This window comes from Winkia sp. C0117E2 (assembly GCF_056590455.1).
This window is the reverse complement of sequence record NZ_JBWPWD010000007.1, coordinates 1-17,024: the sequence shown is the minus strand read 5'-3', so window position 1 is coordinate 17,024 and position 17,024 is coordinate 1. Positions and strand designations below refer to the sequence as shown.

The 17,024-nt window shown below is 54.3% G+C and carries 12 protein-coding genes and 1 pseudogene; 7 read left to right on the top strand and 6 right to left on the bottom strand.

The genetic code is table 11. From position 1 onward, the window contains the following. Positions 1-72: 72 nt before the first annotated feature. Positions 73-1,143, top strand: coding sequence for an FHA domain-containing protein (locus AC1EKG_RS09535; protein WP_004807077.1), 1,071 nt, complete (start codon positions 73-75; stop codon positions 1,141-1,143). Between the two features lie 35 nt (positions 1,144-1,178). Here the strand turns inward: AC1EKG_RS09535 and AC1EKG_RS09530 are convergent, their stop codons facing one another. The 3 genes from AC1EKG_RS09530 to AC1EKG_RS09520 form a co-directional block, all read right to left on the bottom strand. Beyond that, on the bottom strand, positions 1,179-2,510 hold the full coding sequence (locus tag AC1EKG_RS09530; protein ID WP_004807080.1) for an MFS transporter: 1,332 nt from the start codon (positions 2,508-2,510) through the stop codon (positions 1,179-1,181). 156 nt (positions 2,511-2,666) lie between these two features. Further along, positions 2,667-4,121, bottom strand: coding sequence for an NADP-dependent phosphogluconate dehydrogenase (gene gndA / locus AC1EKG_RS09525; RefSeq protein WP_004807083.1), 1,455 nt, complete (start codon positions 4,119-4,121; stop codon positions 2,667-2,669). A 153-nt stretch (positions 4,122-4,274) separates the two neighbouring features. Then, a complete protein-coding gene (locus AC1EKG_RS09520) occupies positions 4,275-5,831 on the bottom strand; it encodes a UDP-N-acetylmuramoyl-L-alanyl-D-glutamate--2,6-diaminopimelate ligase (RefSeq protein ID WP_004807084.1) in 1,557 nt (518 codons plus the stop codon). A gap of 307 nt (positions 5,832-6,138) precedes the next feature. Here AC1EKG_RS09520 and AC1EKG_RS09515 point away from each other — a divergent pair, with 307 nt between their 5' ends. From AC1EKG_RS09515 to AC1EKG_RS09500, 4 genes are all read left to right on the top strand, one after another. After that, positions 6,139-6,759 (top strand): DUF4126 domain-containing protein, encoded by a 621-nt coding sequence (locus AC1EKG_RS09515; protein WP_004807087.1) that lies wholly within the window; start codon positions 6,139-6,141, stop codon positions 6,757-6,759. A 192-nt stretch (positions 6,760-6,951) separates the two neighbouring features. Then, the gene (locus AC1EKG_RS09510; protein ID WP_004807089.1) at positions 6,952-7,641 is read left to right on the top strand and encodes a hypothetical protein; all 690 of its coding nucleotides are present in this window, start codon (positions 6,952-6,954) and stop codon (positions 7,639-7,641) included. A gap of 26 nt (positions 7,642-7,667) precedes the next feature. Beyond that, complete coding sequence (locus AC1EKG_RS09505; RefSeq protein ID WP_004807091.1) at positions 7,668-8,372, top strand: hypothetical protein; 705 nt, start codon at positions 7,668-7,670, stop codon at positions 8,370-8,372. Positions 8,373-8,469: 97 nt separating this feature from the next. After that, the gene (locus AC1EKG_RS09500) at positions 8,470-9,183 is read left to right on the top strand and encodes a hypothetical protein (protein WP_004807092.1); all 714 of its coding nucleotides are present in this window, start codon (positions 8,470-8,472) and stop codon (positions 9,181-9,183) included. Positions 9,184-9,273: 90 nt separating this feature from the next. Here AC1EKG_RS09500 and AC1EKG_RS09495 read toward each other — a convergent pair. Continuing rightward, a pseudogene (locus AC1EKG_RS09495) lies at positions 9,274-10,080 on the bottom strand (hydroxymethylpyrimidine/phosphomethylpyrimidine kinase). 74 nt (positions 10,081-10,154) lie between these two features. Continuing rightward, positions 10,155-12,113 (bottom strand): CE1758 family FMN-dependent luciferase-like monooxygenase, encoded by a 1,959-nt coding sequence (locus AC1EKG_RS09490; RefSeq protein WP_004807098.1) that lies wholly within the window; start codon positions 12,111-12,113, stop codon positions 10,155-10,157. Positions 12,114-12,180: 67 nt separating this feature from the next. Between AC1EKG_RS09490 and AC1EKG_RS09485 the strand changes: the two genes are divergently transcribed. Continuing rightward, positions 12,181-13,251 carry a hypothetical protein gene (locus tag AC1EKG_RS09485; protein WP_004807101.1) on the top strand — a complete coding sequence of 357 codons (1,071 nt, stop codon included), beginning with the start codon at positions 12,181-12,183 and terminating at the stop codon, positions 13,249-13,251. A 113-nt stretch (positions 13,252-13,364) separates the two neighbouring features. After that, a complete protein-coding gene (locus tag AC1EKG_RS09480; RefSeq protein ID WP_004807104.1) occupies positions 13,365-15,893 on the top strand; it encodes an MMPL family transporter in 2,529 nt (842 codons plus the stop codon). A gap of 400 nt (positions 15,894-16,293) precedes the next feature. Here the strand turns inward: AC1EKG_RS09480 and AC1EKG_RS09475 are convergent. After that, positions 16,294-17,024 (bottom strand): VaFE repeat-containing surface-anchored protein (locus tag AC1EKG_RS09475; protein WP_285444597.1); only part of this gene is annotated, 731 nt, incomplete at its 5' end.

Sequence of the window (17,024 nt, the reverse complement as noted above, 5' to 3'; positions counted from 1 at the left end):
TTTCTCGCATCTAACCTGACAAGGCGTATACGATGGCGCTGCACACGTTTATTGCATTCTTCGTGAAGACCAATGAAAACAAAGCTGAACACCGATCGTTCTACCGGCACCGTCACTTTCACCGTAACGCTGCCCGCCACCCAGCCCCTAGATCATCTGGCGGCGCAATGGCTAGCAGGAGACCCATCTGATCTGCTCGCCACTTTTCGTTACGAAACTACCGAAAAAGGCAGCTTCCTTTACTACAACGCCACTGACCTGTTACCGCTAAAAGGCATACTGCGGGGCAAACACATCACCGAAGGATTCGCCCGCAACCTCCTCCTCACCGCCTGCGACGCCATTGAACTGTGCACTAACAACCACGTAAACCCCAAAGGCCTCCTGTTCGCCCCTAGGCACGTGTTGATCGCCCCCGATACAAAACTTGCCAGCTTCATCCTGATCACCTCGCTGATCATCGACAAATCTGGGCGCGACAGTCTAGGGCAGCTAATAAACGCACTAATCAAGGCTGTTCCTTCGCACGCCCGCGCCCTGGCGCCACTGCGCGATTACGCGTTCGCCTCGCCTGCGCCCTCGCCTGACAAGATGCGGCAATTCATTTGGCAGGCCTTTTCAGATTCGGCTACCTCTTCTTCCGCCGCCGCACCTGCAACAAAACTTCAGTTACCTGCTGCGACAAAGCCCCAGCAGCCCTCCCCGACGCCGGATGATGCAACCGTCATCCCAGCAGGTGATGCCACAATTTTGAAAGTTCCTCAGGAAAAAGAACCTACCCCTGTTAGCGCTCCCGCTCCAGAACGCACCGCCTTCACCGTCACTCGCATACGCGATGGACGCATGGCAATAGCGCGGATGCGGCAAGCTGTCATAGGCCGCTCCGCCACCTGCGACATCCACATGGGGGGAAATTCGGACGTATCACGAAAGCATGCCCAGATCGACGTGCTACCGGACGGAACCTTCCAAATATCTGATCTAGGTTCCACCAACGGCACGTTTGTGGGGGGCCGCCGCCTGTCCGAGGGCGCCAAAGCGACGCTTCAAAGCAGGGACAAATTTGCCCTATCTAAAGACGTATTCGTCATAGAAACGCTGCAGCAAAAAGGCTCCAGCCCCGCAAAAAATTGGCGGGCGTGAACAGCAACCGTCCACGCCCGCCAATTCAGCAAATACTAGTCCTCGCTGTACAAGGAGGATCCCTGAGTCTCACGACCCAGCCAAGCTGCGGCCGACGCGAGGCACATACCAATAGCAAGCATGATCCACGCAGGCAGCCAGCCGCGGTGACCAGGCTGCACGATTGCAGCAGCAAGCGTAGGAGCAAATCCCACCAGCAACAAACCCACCTGCAAACCAACTGCATATCCGGTGGCGCGCACACGGGTCGGGAAAATTTCGGTAAACAGCGTGCCCTGTACCGAGTTACACACGTTCGCCGCGCACATAACACCAAAGAAGGCTAAAGAAATGTACAGGTAATTGCGAGTTTCAATCGCCGCAAAGAAAACAAAGAACATTGCACCAATAACCAGTACACCAATGCCAAATACCGGCCTGCGGCCAATACGGTCAGACAGGGCTGCCCCAGGAGGACCACATACCAGCGCCGCCACCGACATCGCACTAATAATTGCCAACATCTTCGGCGCAGAGAGTTGCTGATAATCAACCGCATAGCTGACGCTAAATACCGTAGACATGGAACCGGTAAGTGTCATCAAGGTACAGAAAATTACGCGCAACACCGCTTTCCAGTGCTTAGTAAATACCTCAATTAGCTGGGCTTTCGTGGACAATGTAGAAGCTTCGTCCTCGGCGCTTTGATATACCGGAGCGTCGCCAACAGTACGGCGAATATACAGAGTAAATAAAGAAAGGGGGCCAATAATCCAAAACGGAATCCGCCAGCCCCACGAAAGCAAGAATTCTTGCCCGAAAGCGGTAACCGGAACGAAAGCTGCAGATCCCAAAGCAGTGCCAGCCGCAATGCCCAACATAATCCACCCCGAGTACAGGGCGCGCTTGTCGCTAGGTGCATGCTCAGACGCCAAGGTCATGGCCGCAGCCTGCTCACCACCTGCAGAAATGCCCTGCGCAAGGCGCAGGACAACAAGCATAATAGGGGCTGCAATACCAGCAGTCCTTGGGGTGGGCAGACAGCCAATCAAGAAAGTGGCAGCCCCCATCAATGTTAACGTGTAGATCAGTGTTTGGGCGCGCCCATGGCGGTCCCCAAGACTTCCAAAAAGAACGGCACCAACCGGCCGGGCGACGTAGGCTAACCCAAAAGTAGCGAACGATGCGATAGCTGCTCCGCGTTCCCCCATGGATTCAAAGAACAAATGCGAGAAAACCAGCGCCGATGCGGTGGCAAATGCAATTAGATCGAAATATTCAATTGTCGATCCCATAAAGCCCGAAAATGCTGCACGCTTCGCTACGCGCAATTGTTCGGGATCCATTTCGGCAGCAGTCGGCCTTTCTAACTGTTGCGTCGATGACAAGGGAAACCTCCGGAAGTAGACCGCAACAAATACCGCAACCAGTCTAAACCTAAATCCACGGCTGGCTGAAAAATATAACGCATTTCATTTCAGCCAAGCCGTGGAATATATTTAGCCTGTTCAGTTAGCTATTCCGAGCTAATCTCTAAGCTCGACTTACCACTGTTCCTCCGGACGTCCTTCCTCCGCCCACAGAGTGTGGAAGATGCCTTCCTTATCCACACGCTTGTAGGTGTGCGAACCAAAGAAGTCGCGTTGCCCCTGAATAAGAGCAGCTGGTAGCCGTTTCGCACGAATCCCGTCATAGTAAGAAAGGGAGGAAGAGAACACGGGAGCTGGCGCACCATGCAACGCAGCCGCAGCTACCACGCGCCGCCATGCGGGCAAGCACTCCTGAATCTTGTCGTAGAAGTAATCGTCAGCGATCAGCAAGGGCAGATCAGGATTCTTCTGGAACGCCTTAGTAATGTCGTTCAGGAAGCGGGCGCGAATAATGCAGCCACCTCGCCAAATGCGAGCCATGTCCCCATTTTTAATATCCCAGTCATATTCCTTAGCAGCCGCCTGGATCTCGTTGAAGCCCTGCGAGTAGGCCACTATCTTGGAGGCGAATAGCGCTTTACGCACGTCCTCGATGAAGGCATCGCGGTCCTGCACCTGCCATTCCTCTTCATGCCCTGCGAGGCCCTGGGCAGCTTCACGCTGCTCTGGCGAGGACGACAGGCCGCGAGCGAAGGTGGCCTCGCCAATGCCGGTAACGGGTACAGCCAGGTCGAGGGCGGTCTGTACAGTCCACATGCCCGTGCCCTTCTGGCCAGCGGCATCCTGAATCAGGTCTACCAGCGGTTTGCCAGTTTCAGCGTCAACCTGAGTTAGCACCTCTGCAGTGATCTCCATCAGGTAGGAATCCAGGTCGCCCTTGTTCCATTCGCGGAAAATATCGCCAACCTCTGCCGGCGTCAGTCCAAGGGCGCGGCGCAACAGATCGTAAGCTTCACCAATAACCTGCATGTCAGCATACTCAATGCCGTTGTGAACCATCTTCACGAAGTGGCCGGCCCCGTCAGAACCGACATGAGTGCAGCAAGGCTCACCTTCCACATGCGCAGAGATCTTCTCGAACATGGGGCCGAGGCGATCGTAAGCCCACTTGGATCCCCCTGGCATGATGGCCGGCCCTAACAGCGCCCCTTCTTCCCCACCAGAGACACCGGCACCCACGAAATGCAGCCCGGCGGCCTTCAATTCTGCTTCGCGTCGGCGAGTGTCACTAAAGAGGGAGTTACCGCAGTCAACAACAATGTCGCCCTCTTCCATGTACTGCTTGAACTGGTCGATGCAAGCGTCCGTAGCCGAGCCTGCCTTAACCATAATGATTGCGACTCGCGGCTTTTCCAACGAAGCAATGAAATCCTCTACATTCTGGGATAGAATGAAAGTGCCCTCGTCGCCATGGTTTTCGAGAACTCGTTCAGTCCTGGCAGGAGTACGGTTCGTAATCGCCACCTTGTATCCGTTGCGGGCTAGGTTCCGGGCCAAATTTGAGCCCATTACGCCCATGCCCATTACGCCAATGTCGGCCGATCCGGCCTGGGGTGTAGGGATTGCCATTACTTCTCCTTCAACAATCAGGTCAACACGAAGAATACTGTCAACGTTTAATAGCCTACCTAAGGCGGCCCCCCTGGTGGAGACCCCTTCAAAACATGACTTACAAGATAGAGGACGTCACCACACGGCAACGCCCTCTACTTTTTAGAAATCCTATTTTTCTTCGCGACGAGGGTCGCGTTCAAGAATTTCGGCTGCGGTATCGATATCGGAATACGTGTGTTTAATGTTCTCGATATCTTGGTACCACTCAATCCCCTTACCGGTTAACATGACGATGTCTCCCTCAGTGGAGTTGAGGATGGCCTTACGCACCGCATCACGGCGGCAGGTGGTTATCTCGGTGACGTTGTTCATGTCCGGACGGACCCTCTTAACCCCGCGAATCAGGTAGTCACGGATAGACTGGGGATCCTCCGTACGCGGGTTCTCGTCAGTAACCCACAAAATGTCAGCCCTACGGGCAGCTACTTCAGCTAGATCCTCGCGCTTAGAGGGATCCCTATCTCCGTCTGTACCAAAGACGATGACAACTTTGCCCGAGGTCATTTCACGAACCGATTTTAGAGTCCAGTCCAGCCCTTCCGGGGTGTGGGCGTAGTCAGCAATCACTAGCGGTTGCCCCGGAGCAGGAGTCGGATTAACTTTCTGCATCCGCCCGGGCACCTGTTTAGCGCCCTCGACCGCCTTGATGGCGTCCTGGAGGTCGTAGCCCAACTGCACGCCGCACACAATTGTTACCGCGCAATTTTGCACGTTCACTTCGCCTAACACGGGGGAGGCGACCTGGCCGGTTTGCCCCTCCGGGCCAGTGAGGGTGAAGACTGTACGCATAGATTCTTGATCGGCGTGAATGTCGCTTACCTGCCAGTCTGCTTCGCTCTGGCTAAGAGCGGCCACAGTAACCGTAGGAATCTGACTGACCTGAGCCATCTTCTTTCCCCACTTGTCATCAACACACACTACCGCGCGTTTGGCGTGACCCGGGGTGAACAGTTGCGCCTTAGCCGCAAAATACGTATCCATGTCGCCGTAGTAATCCAGATGATCGTGTTGCAGATTCGTAAACCCGGCTACGTCAAAACAGATTCCGTCAACACGGTGCAACGACAAGGCATGCGAGGAAGTCTCGATGACTGCTCCTCCTAGATTTTGTTCGCGCGCGGAGGCCAAGAAACGTTGCAGCACGGGCGCCTCAGCGGTAGTGCGCGAGGCAATAATCTGGTGCTGGCCTACCGAGACCTCGTTGGTACCGCACAGGGCGGCGTGCGGATGATCCACGCCGAGCAGCGCTCTAAGTAAATAGGTAGTCGTAGTTTTCCCGTTTGTGCCGGTAACTGTCGCTGTCACCAGATCTTTTGCAGGGTTCTTATAAATCGCGCACGCAATAGGCGCTACCGCGCTACGAGGATCAGCCACGGTAATTACGGGCACCGGAAAGCCTTCGCCTACTCGAGTTGCGCCCTCGCTGTCGGTAATTATCGCTACCGCTCCATGACGTACCGCCACTGCTGCGTGTTCAATACCGTGATGGGAATAGCCCTTAATCGCAACAAAAACCCAGCCTTTATCAATGTCGTGGGTAGAAACACTAACCCCAGACACCTTGACTTTGCCTGCTTCAGCAGGGCCGTCCCAAGAAAGCCCTTCCAAAACTTCAGACAAACAAACGGGTGTAACTTTCGGACGAATATCGCAGATCTGCTCCATATGTTCGATAGTAGTCCACCACCGCTGTAGTTTTTTTCTACGCGCCGAGGGCGAGCCGCAGCCTCACCGTAGCCGTTCATTCTGCTACACCCCACCAAGCAACGTACGCTAACCGCCCGGTTACGAAACAGCTAGTGAAGGCTAATAAGAGAATGGATGGGCGGCTAAGGCTGGAGTCAGCGTAAACTGGGATCAGGTTTCCTAAAACGTTGTAGCGCCACTTCCTGCGGCGCTACAACTCATTTAGTTCTTTTTGCGTCCTGAATTATTCGGCAGCACAGAGGCTTTCGCCATACAATCTTGTTTGATGGAACTTTTTACCGCCTTAGGGCTTTCTTCAGCGTCAGGACTAAACGCATACATCCCCATGCTGGTGTTCGGGCTTCTGGCCCGCTTCACCTCAGTGATTACTCTGCCACAAGCCTGGCAGTGGCTGTCTGATCCGATCCTACTGGGCATCGTTGCCGTCCTCTTAGTAATAGAGATTGTGGCAGACAAGGTTCCAGCTGTCGACACCATCAACGACGCCATTCAGACGGTTATTCGCCCTACCTCCGGCGGCCTCATGTTTGCTTCCGGCCTCAATTCAGCAACCGGAGAAAACGGCGTCGAGCAGCTCACCACCTCCGAGGCTTTTCGGCAGCCGTCAACTTGGATCGCCCTAGTTGTTGGCTTCGCGGTGGCGCTCGGGATCCACTTTTTTAAGTCTTCTTCACGACCGGTGTGGAACGCGTCTACTGTGGGACTCGCCGCCCCTGTCGTATCTACCGGAGAAGACGCAGTTGCGGCCGCCCTATCCTTCTCGGCAGTACTCGTTCCCGTAGTGGCTCTTTTGCTGGTTGCAGCATTGGTTGGGCTTATTATCTGGTTCTTTGTGAAGGTGCGGAAGCGTTTCGCTCGCAGCTCCTCCGTTGCGCGAGTGGACTAGCGCAGCCAGGGCAATCTCGCCTTTCGCGGCAAGGAACGATAGCGACAAGCGGGCGTTAGCGACCAGGGGCGGCTTTGTGGAATAAGTCCACGTATCCAGTTAGCTCCAGAGGTTTCGAGTAGCGGTTTTTCTGGAAAACCATATGCTAGATACGAAAGTGTATGTTTTTTCACATTTCCTAAGAAGGCTAGGATGCTCATCCCCAAGCTAAGAACTGTCTGCGCTGCAACCGCCATTGCCGCCGCAACACTTTCGCTTTCCGCCTGCACTATCAGCCATCACAATCCGAGCGACGGACTAGCGAGCAAAAAAGCAGTAGCTAAGATCGAAAGACTGCCCTCAGAGCAAGTAAAGGATGCAGTTGAGCAGACCACCTTCGGCGGCACCGGTCTAAAAGTAAGAGATTTTCTAACCGGGGACAGTCCCGAATTAGCCAGGCTTGAGCAAGAAGACAAGTTTGCGGAAAAAGTAGGGGAATCCTTTCCCGCAAAGGATAGGAAGTGCTATCACTCTTTCTTTACTCCCGGCCATGGCAGGTTAGACTACGTGATCAAAGCCGGCAACGGTAAGTACCGACTGTTAGTAGATAAATATGAGGAACTGAACGCCGAGGACGCGATCCGCCATAAGCTGAAGCTAGCTGGCGAATGTCGCGTGTTTACCGCTTTTCAGGATCCACTAACCTTAGACACCAGCAAACTCAATCTTAGATACGCCAAAGTAGCCGCGTTGGACACCTGGGCCTTTACGGAGAGGGACAAAGAGGCAATGTCCACCACAGCTGCTAATGGGACTTTTCTTATCACAGATCATCTCCATAAAGATGAAATTATCGAATCTACCCAAAATTTTTTGAACAAGCTAGCCGAAAAAACCAAATAACACCCCTCAAAGTAGAGAGAAACAAAATGATATCCCGTAAGCTACGCGCCATTTGCAGCATATGCGCAACCGCAGCACTCGCTCTGCCGCTGTCGGCCTGCGCAATCAGTTTCGACGGCTCCGATGGCGATTCTGCAAAGAAAAAAGCGCCAGCAGCAATCGAAAAGTTAACCGTAGATCAGGCTAAAGAAGCGGTTAAAGAATCCGAATTCGCCGGCAAAAAACTGGTCAATGCCACCTCGCTCGTACACTCCGACCCTGACATGCAGTCGATGCTGAAGCAGACACGAGACACGATCAAGTCTGCAAAGGAGCATACAAAACCTGCAAGATGCTTCGAAAGTATGACCACTGCCCCAAACGATTTGGACTACGTTGTTCAGGTAAAGAATGGCAAAAACCGCCTGGTCCAGTTGACTAAGTCCAGAGACATGAACATGACGGATAGGCTCAATAATGCACTCGACCTGGCGGACGAATGCAAGGATGTGCAGATGTGGAGTGCTCGTTTGCGGCACACCATCCAAGAGCTAGATGTTGACAATGCCGAATCCGCAGCATGGGAAACGACTATTACAGAGCAGGACGGAAATAGTTCTAAGGAGCTCCGCGCCGAAGCAACTGTTGGCAGCGTCCAGGCGACAGTCCTCAGCCGTTCTCCTGATAGCAAAGAAGCGATGACTGCAGCACTGCAAGATATCCTGAACAACCTGGCAAAACAAGCGAAATAACCAATCTAGATCGGGCACCGCTAGCCCAATCTAGAGAAACAAATAAGCTCATAAATAGAACCATATGCCGCCCATTTTCACGAGAAGAGGACCTGGAATGCTATCGACCAAACTTCGTTCACTAGGTGCAGTAGGCGCAGCCGCAACATTAGCCCTGTCGCTATCGGCCTGCGCGAACTCATCAGACTCCGCAGACGCCGGGGGTAAGAAGGACGTGTCGGCAGGGGTGCAGAACCTAACCGCACAACAGGTCGAGACGGCCATAAAGAACACCAAAGTAGACGGCAAGAAGTTGAACAAGGTAGTCTCCTTCAAATCTGGTGACCCACAAGTGGAGGCCGCCGAAAAGAAGGCCGAAACCCTCAAATCCGTAAAGGACCTGATTGAACCCCAGAAGTGCTACAAGCTCATAGAAAACGGCATCCCCCACGGCGTGGAATACCTCGTTCAGGCACAAGACGCTCCTGCTCTTCTAGTCCAGGTGGTGAAGGTCAAGGATACTAACATTGAGGACAACATCGACACGACCCTTTCATTGTCTGACGATTGCGCCAAAATCACTCTTAAATCCGGCAAGCACAACACCACGCTCCACAACACTTACAAGAAAATCGATGTTGAAAACGCAAACAAGGCCATTTGGGAAATTAATGAAACTACTCAGGATGGGCAATCCCAATCCACGGTAATGGCACGTGGCGCTAATGGCAGCATGGTCGCTGTTGTGGCAGGCAGCGATGCTGACCAAAAAGACACTATTATCGCCTCTTTGAAAGATTTACTGAACAATCTTGCCAAGCAGGCCAAGTAATTCGCTTAAATAGGGTGGCGCCCACGCAACTCACGTGGGGCGCCACCCTATTTAATAGTCAATCGATAAGACTTATCTTCTTGACCCGGGTTAGTTTGCGCCTTGCCATACTGTATCGAACGGGGTATTGGCACTTACGCGAGCGTTGATACCGCGTGTCACGAATCGTTTTGCAGCTCCCACTGCCTTCGCAATGTCAGCCCCCTTGGCAAGCTCCCCTGTGATCGCAGCAGCAATGGTGCAACCGGCTCCAGATACGCGCTGTTCGCCCACCTTAGGAGCCTCAAAACGGGTTATCTCTTTACCGTCCCACAATACGTCCACTGCCTTGTCGCCAGGTAGTTCCACGCCTCCCTTTGCCACCACGTAGGGCACAGATTCCCCAATGCGTTTGGCTGCTTCTTCTAGCTCTTCAACTGTTGTGATCTGCTCCATTCCAGAGAGGGTCTTGGCTTCGAATACGTTCGGCGTAACTACGGTGGCTAGAGGAAGTATTTTTTCCCGCAGCGCATTATCTGTATCCAGGGCAGCTCCAGGCTCTTGCCCCTTACAAATGAGTACGGGGTCAACAACCACGTTCTTCCATTTGCGCTGCGAAAGCCCTTGAGCAACAGCGTCGATAGTATCGGGGGTACCTAGCATCCCCACCTTAACGGTGTTCATCACTGTCTCGTCAAAGCACGCAAGAGAAACCTCAATCTACTCTTCAATGATGTCACGTGGGATCGGGTGGAAGCGGTGTCCCCAGCTATTCGACGGGTCAAAGGCAACGATGCAGGAAAGCGTGCCCACACCGTAGACGCCCAGCTGCTGGTAGGTTTTTAGATCAACCTGAAATCCGGCGCCGCCAGTTGCTTCCGAACCAGCTATAACGTATGCGACAGGTGGGGTGGACATGGAGCTCCTTTTGTTTGAGTTATGTTGCCCGTTAATCCTAACTGTCTCGCCGAGCGCGGGCCTATTTTAGAGTGCTAGAGCAGCCGCTGTGCTAGCTGGGCCGCACCGCGAGCGATACGGCGCGCTAGTGCCTGTCCACCAGAACCATCCGAGTCAGCTGCTTTGGACCCCCAGTCTTCCGTGGCAGCAAAAATGGCGGTGGGCACCGTCTCGGCGTGCATGTAGGTCAAGACTGGACGTAGGTGATGTTCCAATACGAGGGCGTGGCGCGGCGTACCTCCGGTGCCTCCTAGCAAGACCGGCTTGCCTTCCAAAGCTCCGTCCTCGAGCACATCGAAGAATTGTTTGAATAGTCCTGAGAATGACCCCTGGTAGGTGGGCGTTACTGCCACTAGGGCAGCCGCGCCACTTACGGCAGCCTTTATGCCTTCCAGCTTTTCATTGCCAAATCCGGTCAGAACGTTGTCGGCTAGATCCCGGGCAAGCTTGCGCAAAGCTACCTCGCGAATCTGGATTGAGTGCCCGGCGGCCCCTAGTTTCGCGGCAGCTTCTTTGGCCAGTCGCATTGCTAGTTTTCGCGACGAGGACGCGTCTGACATGCCCGCATGAATTACGACTATGCGACGTTCATTCTTGGTCCACCAGGGAGCTTCCTGGCTTTGTACCGGAGAATCTTCCTGTTCAACAGTGCCACTGCCGGACTTTTGGGACTCTTCCAACCATTTGTCGGCCCTTCCCAAGGCCGCCTCACGGCTAGGAGCTTGCTGATAGAAGGAGGCACCTGTTACCGTGTCGCCGGCTGCGGCGCCGTCGCGAGTGCCCACGCCGTCGTCCGTCTGGGCCCCAGCAGTAAGGTCGATGCTGATTTGATTCCACTCGCGTGGTTCGTTTACCAGGTCTGCATCTGGCGTCTGTTCCTGCCAAATCTTGGCCTCGGAGCGGGCCGGTTCCTTACCGCGAAGACGCAACAGAGATTCGTGGGTGGGAGCGTCCGGCACGTCTTCTTCGGAAAGGGAGGCGAACTCGCGACGCAATACCGGCAGGATCTCGCCAAGGAAGTCGATTTGGTGCAACACCTCGGTGAGTGGCAGCCCAGCGTGGTCAACAAGGAATAGCTGTCGCTGGTAGTCGCCTACCATTTCGCGGAAGCTCAACGTACGATCGATTACTTCCTGTGGGGAACCTACGGTTAGTGGGGTCTGTTCGGTGAACTCTTCCATGGTGGGGCCGCCACCGTAGACGGGCGCATTGTCGAAGTAGGGGCGGAAAGCTTCTTTTGCATCCTGGCTTCGCTTGGCCATGAATACTTGTCCGCCCAAACCGACGATGGCCTTCTTTGCTGGACCGTGCCCGTAATGTTCGAAGCGTTCGCGGTACAGGTTCACCATCTTTGCGGTATGGGAGGCGGGCCAAAAGATGTTGTTGTGGAAGAATCCGTCCCCGTAGTAGGCGGCTTGTTCTGCAATTTCTGGGCTGCGGATAGATCCGTGCCAGACGAATGGCGCTACTCCATCTAGAGGGCGTGGCACCGCGGTGAAGCCTCGTAGTGGAGTGCGATGTTTGCCTTCCCAGTAGACGTCCGTTTCGTCCCAAAGTTTGCGCAGGAGGCCGTAGTTTTCAAAGGACAGTTCGATCCCGTCGCGAATATCTTTCCCGAACCAGGGGTAAACCGGCCCCGTGTTGCCGCGGCCTAGCATCAGGTCCATCCTGCCGCCCGACAGGTGCTGCAGCATGGCGTAGTCTTCGGCCAGTTTCACCGGATCGTTGGTGGTAATTAGAGTGGTGGAGGTAGAAAGAATGATGCGTTCAGTTTTTGCTGCAATGTACCCCAACATGGTGGTGGGGCTAGAGGGCACGAATGGCGGGTTGTGATGCTCACCTTGCGCGAATACGTCGAGGCCTACCTCTTCGGCGTGCACAGCGATCTTGGTCATCGCGTGCAGGCGTTCAGATTCGGTGGGAACCATTCCGCTCGTGGGGTCTATTGTTAGGTCGCCGACGCTGAATACGCCGAATTGCATCTTGTGTGCCACGTGGCCTCCATTTCAGTTTCCATTCCATGTTAGGAAGAATGGGGCCAGTTCATGCAAGGATTGGGGTATGGATGTAACTAACAGCATGTTTGCCCAGGCAAATATTCCCGCCGAGGGCGATTTTGAGCGCGTATATTCCACAGCAACTTTGGTGCTGCGGGCGACCCCCACATTTTTGACGCATTGGGCCCGTGGGGTAAACGTGTATTTTGCCCCTGTTACAGCATTGTTGGGGTTTGGTTTTGGGTGGTTGCCGCAAGATGCCACCCCGGCCCAGTCGGTGCTGCTAGATCATGCAAAGGCGCAGGAAATCGGTGCAGATACGGACGTTTTATTTGAGCGCGCAATGGCAAATGTTGTCACCAAGGCGAAGCAGCAGTTGGCAGCTAGGACTGATGTCTTGGGAGCTCCTATCCCACTGGTGGAAGCTAAGTTGGGCGGAACCGAGGCTGCGCGGATTGCGGGTCCTGGTGACGAGGGCGCAGCGTTCTTGCTGCTATCTGGGGCTCTTGCCAAAACTAGGCAGTGGCTCGTAGATAATCGTGGTTGGAAGAACCCGCTAGTGATGCCGCTGTCGGATCGTCGCATCTGGTTCTTTGACGAGGACGTGGATGCGGTTCAGAGTGCACTTACGATGGCAGTTGGGCGCGGCGTCAGTGAGCACACGATTTGCCCGTTGCCTTTTAGTATTTCTAGAGCTGGCGATCTGAGTGAGTACGCTTTAGAGCAGACTCATCCAGGGTTTTCTACGTGGATGCAGATCAGGTTGGGGCTGCTAGAGGATGCTTACACCCAGCAGGGTAAGGTGTGCGAGGCTTCGCCTGCTGCGTACGGGCAGGTGGCACCCTTCGAGATTGGCGCTGATCCTGCCAGCCCAGAACATCCGGCTTCTTTCACTGCGCTCGTTCCCGCCCCACTTTCTTCCGTGCCGGCGGCTGATTACATCGCTTTCTTGCCTAATTCTGAGCCTGGCGAGGAACCAGATTTTACTGATTCTATTAAGATCTCTTTTGCCCAGGCCAGGCAGGTTTGGCCGGAGGGTTTTCAAATAGATGACTCGGTTTGGCCGCTGCGGTACAAGGTGAATGGTTTCCCTGATGTAGCTACTCAGGCGGAGCTTTCGGCCCGGGCTTTGTAGCGTTCGCCCTTGGCTCACAAGTGCGCTTCTAGAATCCCTCCGTTCTGGTTCTCTTCTGGCATAGTCTGGAAGGGAACTATTCGCCTTATTTTGCGCAAGGGAGCGTGCAGCAGATGTTTGTCCGCCTGGCTCGGTTCGTTTCGAGGCATGCGCGGGCGATTATTATTAGCTGGCTACTGATAATCGCTGCCTGTCTGACTGTTTCCGTTACGGGAGTGGCGGGTGCGCCCATCTGGAAAAGGCTGAATTCTGACATTCCTATGGCCCAGGGTTCCGAGTCCGAGCAGGGCCAACGTATCCTCGATAAGACCACTAAACAGGCCTACCCAATTTCGGCGGTGATTTCCGGGGTAAACGTGGCAGGGAATGCCGATGCTCTGTCGCGGTCTACTGCTAATTTAGCTTCTCGGGTGCGTGTTCTAGAGGGCGTGACTGCAGTTAATTCCCCGTTCTTACCTTTGGATCTGGCCACTGTCCGGCATTTCGCGCCTGAAGAGGAGCGCGATTCCATTGTGGAGCCTAAGGTGGCGGCGCAGAGGGCGAAGGACGGTCTTGCGAAGGCCGAGGCTGCGGCCGAACAGGCTCAGCAGGGTCTGGCTCAGGCCCAGGGTGCATTAGCTCAGCTGCCTCCGCAGATGCAGGCTGAACGAGCCCGGGCACAGCAGGCGCAGCGGCAGGCGTCAGAGGGGCTGCAGAAGGCCGAGGCAGCGAAGAAAAATGCCAAAGAGGGGCTCGCGAAGGCGCAGAAGCTGCAATCGATGAGTACTTGGCAGCGGGTGCGCGCTGCTGATTCTAAGAAGTTGCTCGCTAAAGATGGCAAGGGATTCGTTGTTTCGGTGTCCCTAGATAAGACGAGCGTGTCGGATCCCGATAAAGCTAGGGATCGCGTGGTCTCGGTAATGAACCAGTGGAAACCTCAATTAAAGAAGGTGGCGCCACAGGCAAAAATTGTGGTTTCGGATCAGCAAGCCGTGATGGACGAGTCAGTCGGTCAGGTTCGCTCGGATCTGGCTACTGGCGAGGTCGTGTCGTTGCCGCTAACAGTAGTTGCAATGCTGTTCATTTTTGGCGGATTGATTGCGGCTATGTTGCCTCTTGCGGGTGCTGCGGTGGCGATGGCTGTTTCGCTGGCGGCGCTGCTTGGTCTTACTTATTTGGCCCCGCAGCAGTCCTTTGTCTTGAATATTATTTCGGTACTTTCGCTGGGCCTTTCCATTGATTATTCGCTGCTTATTGTGTCTAGATTCCGTGAAGAACTAGCGCGTCGTATCAACGAACCTAACAGGTACTTGCGCTCTTTGGAAGCTACTTTGCGCACTGCTGGCCGTACGGTATTTTTCAGCGCCTTGACGGTGGCTATTTCGATTTGCGGTTTGATGGTTTTCAAGCCTGAGTTGCTGAAGTCTTTAGGAGCTGGCGGGGTGGCTGTCGTCTTGTCAGCAATGGCTAGCGCGATCACGCTTACTCCCGCAATCCTTATTTTGGCTCGGCGGAAGATGGCACGGCCTTCCCCACTGACGAAGCTCCCTGTGGTTGGGCGGTTTGTCCACACTGAAACGGGGCACTTGCCTGAGCATGGGCTTTTTGCTTCTTTGGCGCGCATTGTCCACTCCCATCCGTGGGTCTTCTTGGTGGGATGCCTTGCCGTGCTGGGTGTCATGGCTTCTCCTATTACCGATATGCACATGCGTAATTCGGGCACCGAGATGATGCCTGCGAAGTTGCAACAGATCCAGACGTTGAAGCATATGAAGAAGCAGTATCCGGCCATTGCGATAGGCGACATCCATGTGGTGGCTAAGACTTCTGCTAAGGATTTGGATCAGTGGATGAAACAGCACGTGTCGCCTATGAAGGATGTTGTTCAGGTTCGAGGGGCGAAGGCGGCCCACGATGGTTGGGTTTCCGCCGAGGCAAGCGTCCGCGGCTCGGATGGCTCTTCGCGTCTTGCGGAGCGGGTAACGAAGGATGTGCGTTCGGCTGCGTCCGATGCGCCTTTCAACGTGCTGGTGGCAGGACAGGGGGCTAACCAGATCGATTTCGTTCATGCGTTAGCCGAGGACGCGCCTTGGGTTGCATTGGTAATTATTGGTGCCACGTTCGTGCTGTTGTTCTTGATGACCGGGTCGATATTGGTTCCTCTGAAGGCCCTCATTATCAACACTTTGTCGCTGGTGTCAGCGTTGGGAGTGGGAGTGTTTGTCTTCCAGAAGGGACATCTTGAAGGCCTGCTAGATTTCGAGTCTTTGGGCGGTCTTGAGTCTTATGTGGTTGCGGTGATCTTCTGTTTCGGCTTCGGGTTGGCTATGGATTATGAAGTGTTCCTGATTAGCCGTATCAAGGAGGTTTGGGATCGCACCGCTGATAACGATCGGGCGGTCGAGGTAGGCATGCAGCAGTCGGGGCGGATTATTACTTCTGCTGCGCTCATCTTGGTGCTGGTCTTTATTGGGTTCCTTATGGGCGACATGATGGTGATCAAACAGGTCGGATTCACTTTGGCTGTGGCCGTGTTTGTTGATGCCACGTTGGTTCGCATGCTTCTGGTTCCTTCCACTATGACTTTGCTGGGTAAGTGGAATTGGTGGGCACCGAAGCCGTTGGTGGCTCTACATAAGAGGATTTCTGCCATTCACAGTTGAGGGCTTTCAGCTTTTGTTCTAGGCAACGTATGGGGTCTTCTTGGCTCTTTCTTAGGCTCGCTTTCTAGAGGGCGTAGGTGGCCCAGGTGCCTATGGTTTGCCATTGGGGTGGATTGTCGCGTGCGCTCTTCTAGTTTTGCGTTTGCCCAGGGTTATCAGCCTTTTATGGCACGGTCTTTGGCAAGCGCTTCGCCCTATTGGTTGTTGAGACCTGACTTCTTTTGGCGTGGACGGTGGGGCTTGGAGTGGCGTCTCCGTTGCGGTGGAGGGTGGGCACCCTATTGGTTTTGTTGTGTGAAGTTTGGTGGTGGCTGGTTAAAGCAGAACTGGGATGCCGCTTTTGCGGCATCCCAGTTGCTGTTTAGGACGCAGTAAGCGGGAGGCTTACTGCGTTCCGTTGTTAGTTCTTCTTGCGACGCTGGCCGAGTACCAGTGCTGCACCGCCGGCTAGTGTCAGGGCAGCAATGCCGCCCACGACGCCAGCGTTGGAGCCGGTCTTGGCTAGGGTCTTGGAAGACTTGATGCACTTGACGATGGTCACGTGCTTCTTCTTGCCGTCCTTGCCGACGATGGTCTTCTTTTCGACCTTGGTCTGGGTTTCGGGCGGGCACTTCGGAACTTCGTGACCGGGCTTGCCGGGCTTGCCAGGCTTGCCTGGCTTGTTCGGCTTCTTCGAGGTCACAGTCTGATCAGCATCATTGAGATCCTTGTGCTCAGCAATCTTGGTCTCTTCAGAAACCTCGTTGCCATCCTTATCAACAACAGCCGAGGTCAAAGTCTCGAACGCAACCGCGCTCTCAACAACACCCTTGACCGAGTCATTTACAACAATCTCAACCTTGGTAGAACCAGAAGCCTGCTCCGGAGTGAACTTAGCAGAACCCTCACCAACAACAGACTCATCAGCCTTGTTAATCAACTGAGCAGAAAGCGTGTACTCCTTACCAGGAATCAAATCCTCGTAAGAAACAGTGTCAACAACCTTCGCACCAGCCTTGACCTGATCACCATCCAAAGAAGCCTTGGTCTTGATAACCGGATTCTTCGGCTCAACCTTCTTCGAGGTCACAGTCTGATCAGCATCATTGAGATCCTTGTGCTCAGCAATCTTGGTCTCTTCAGAAACCTCGT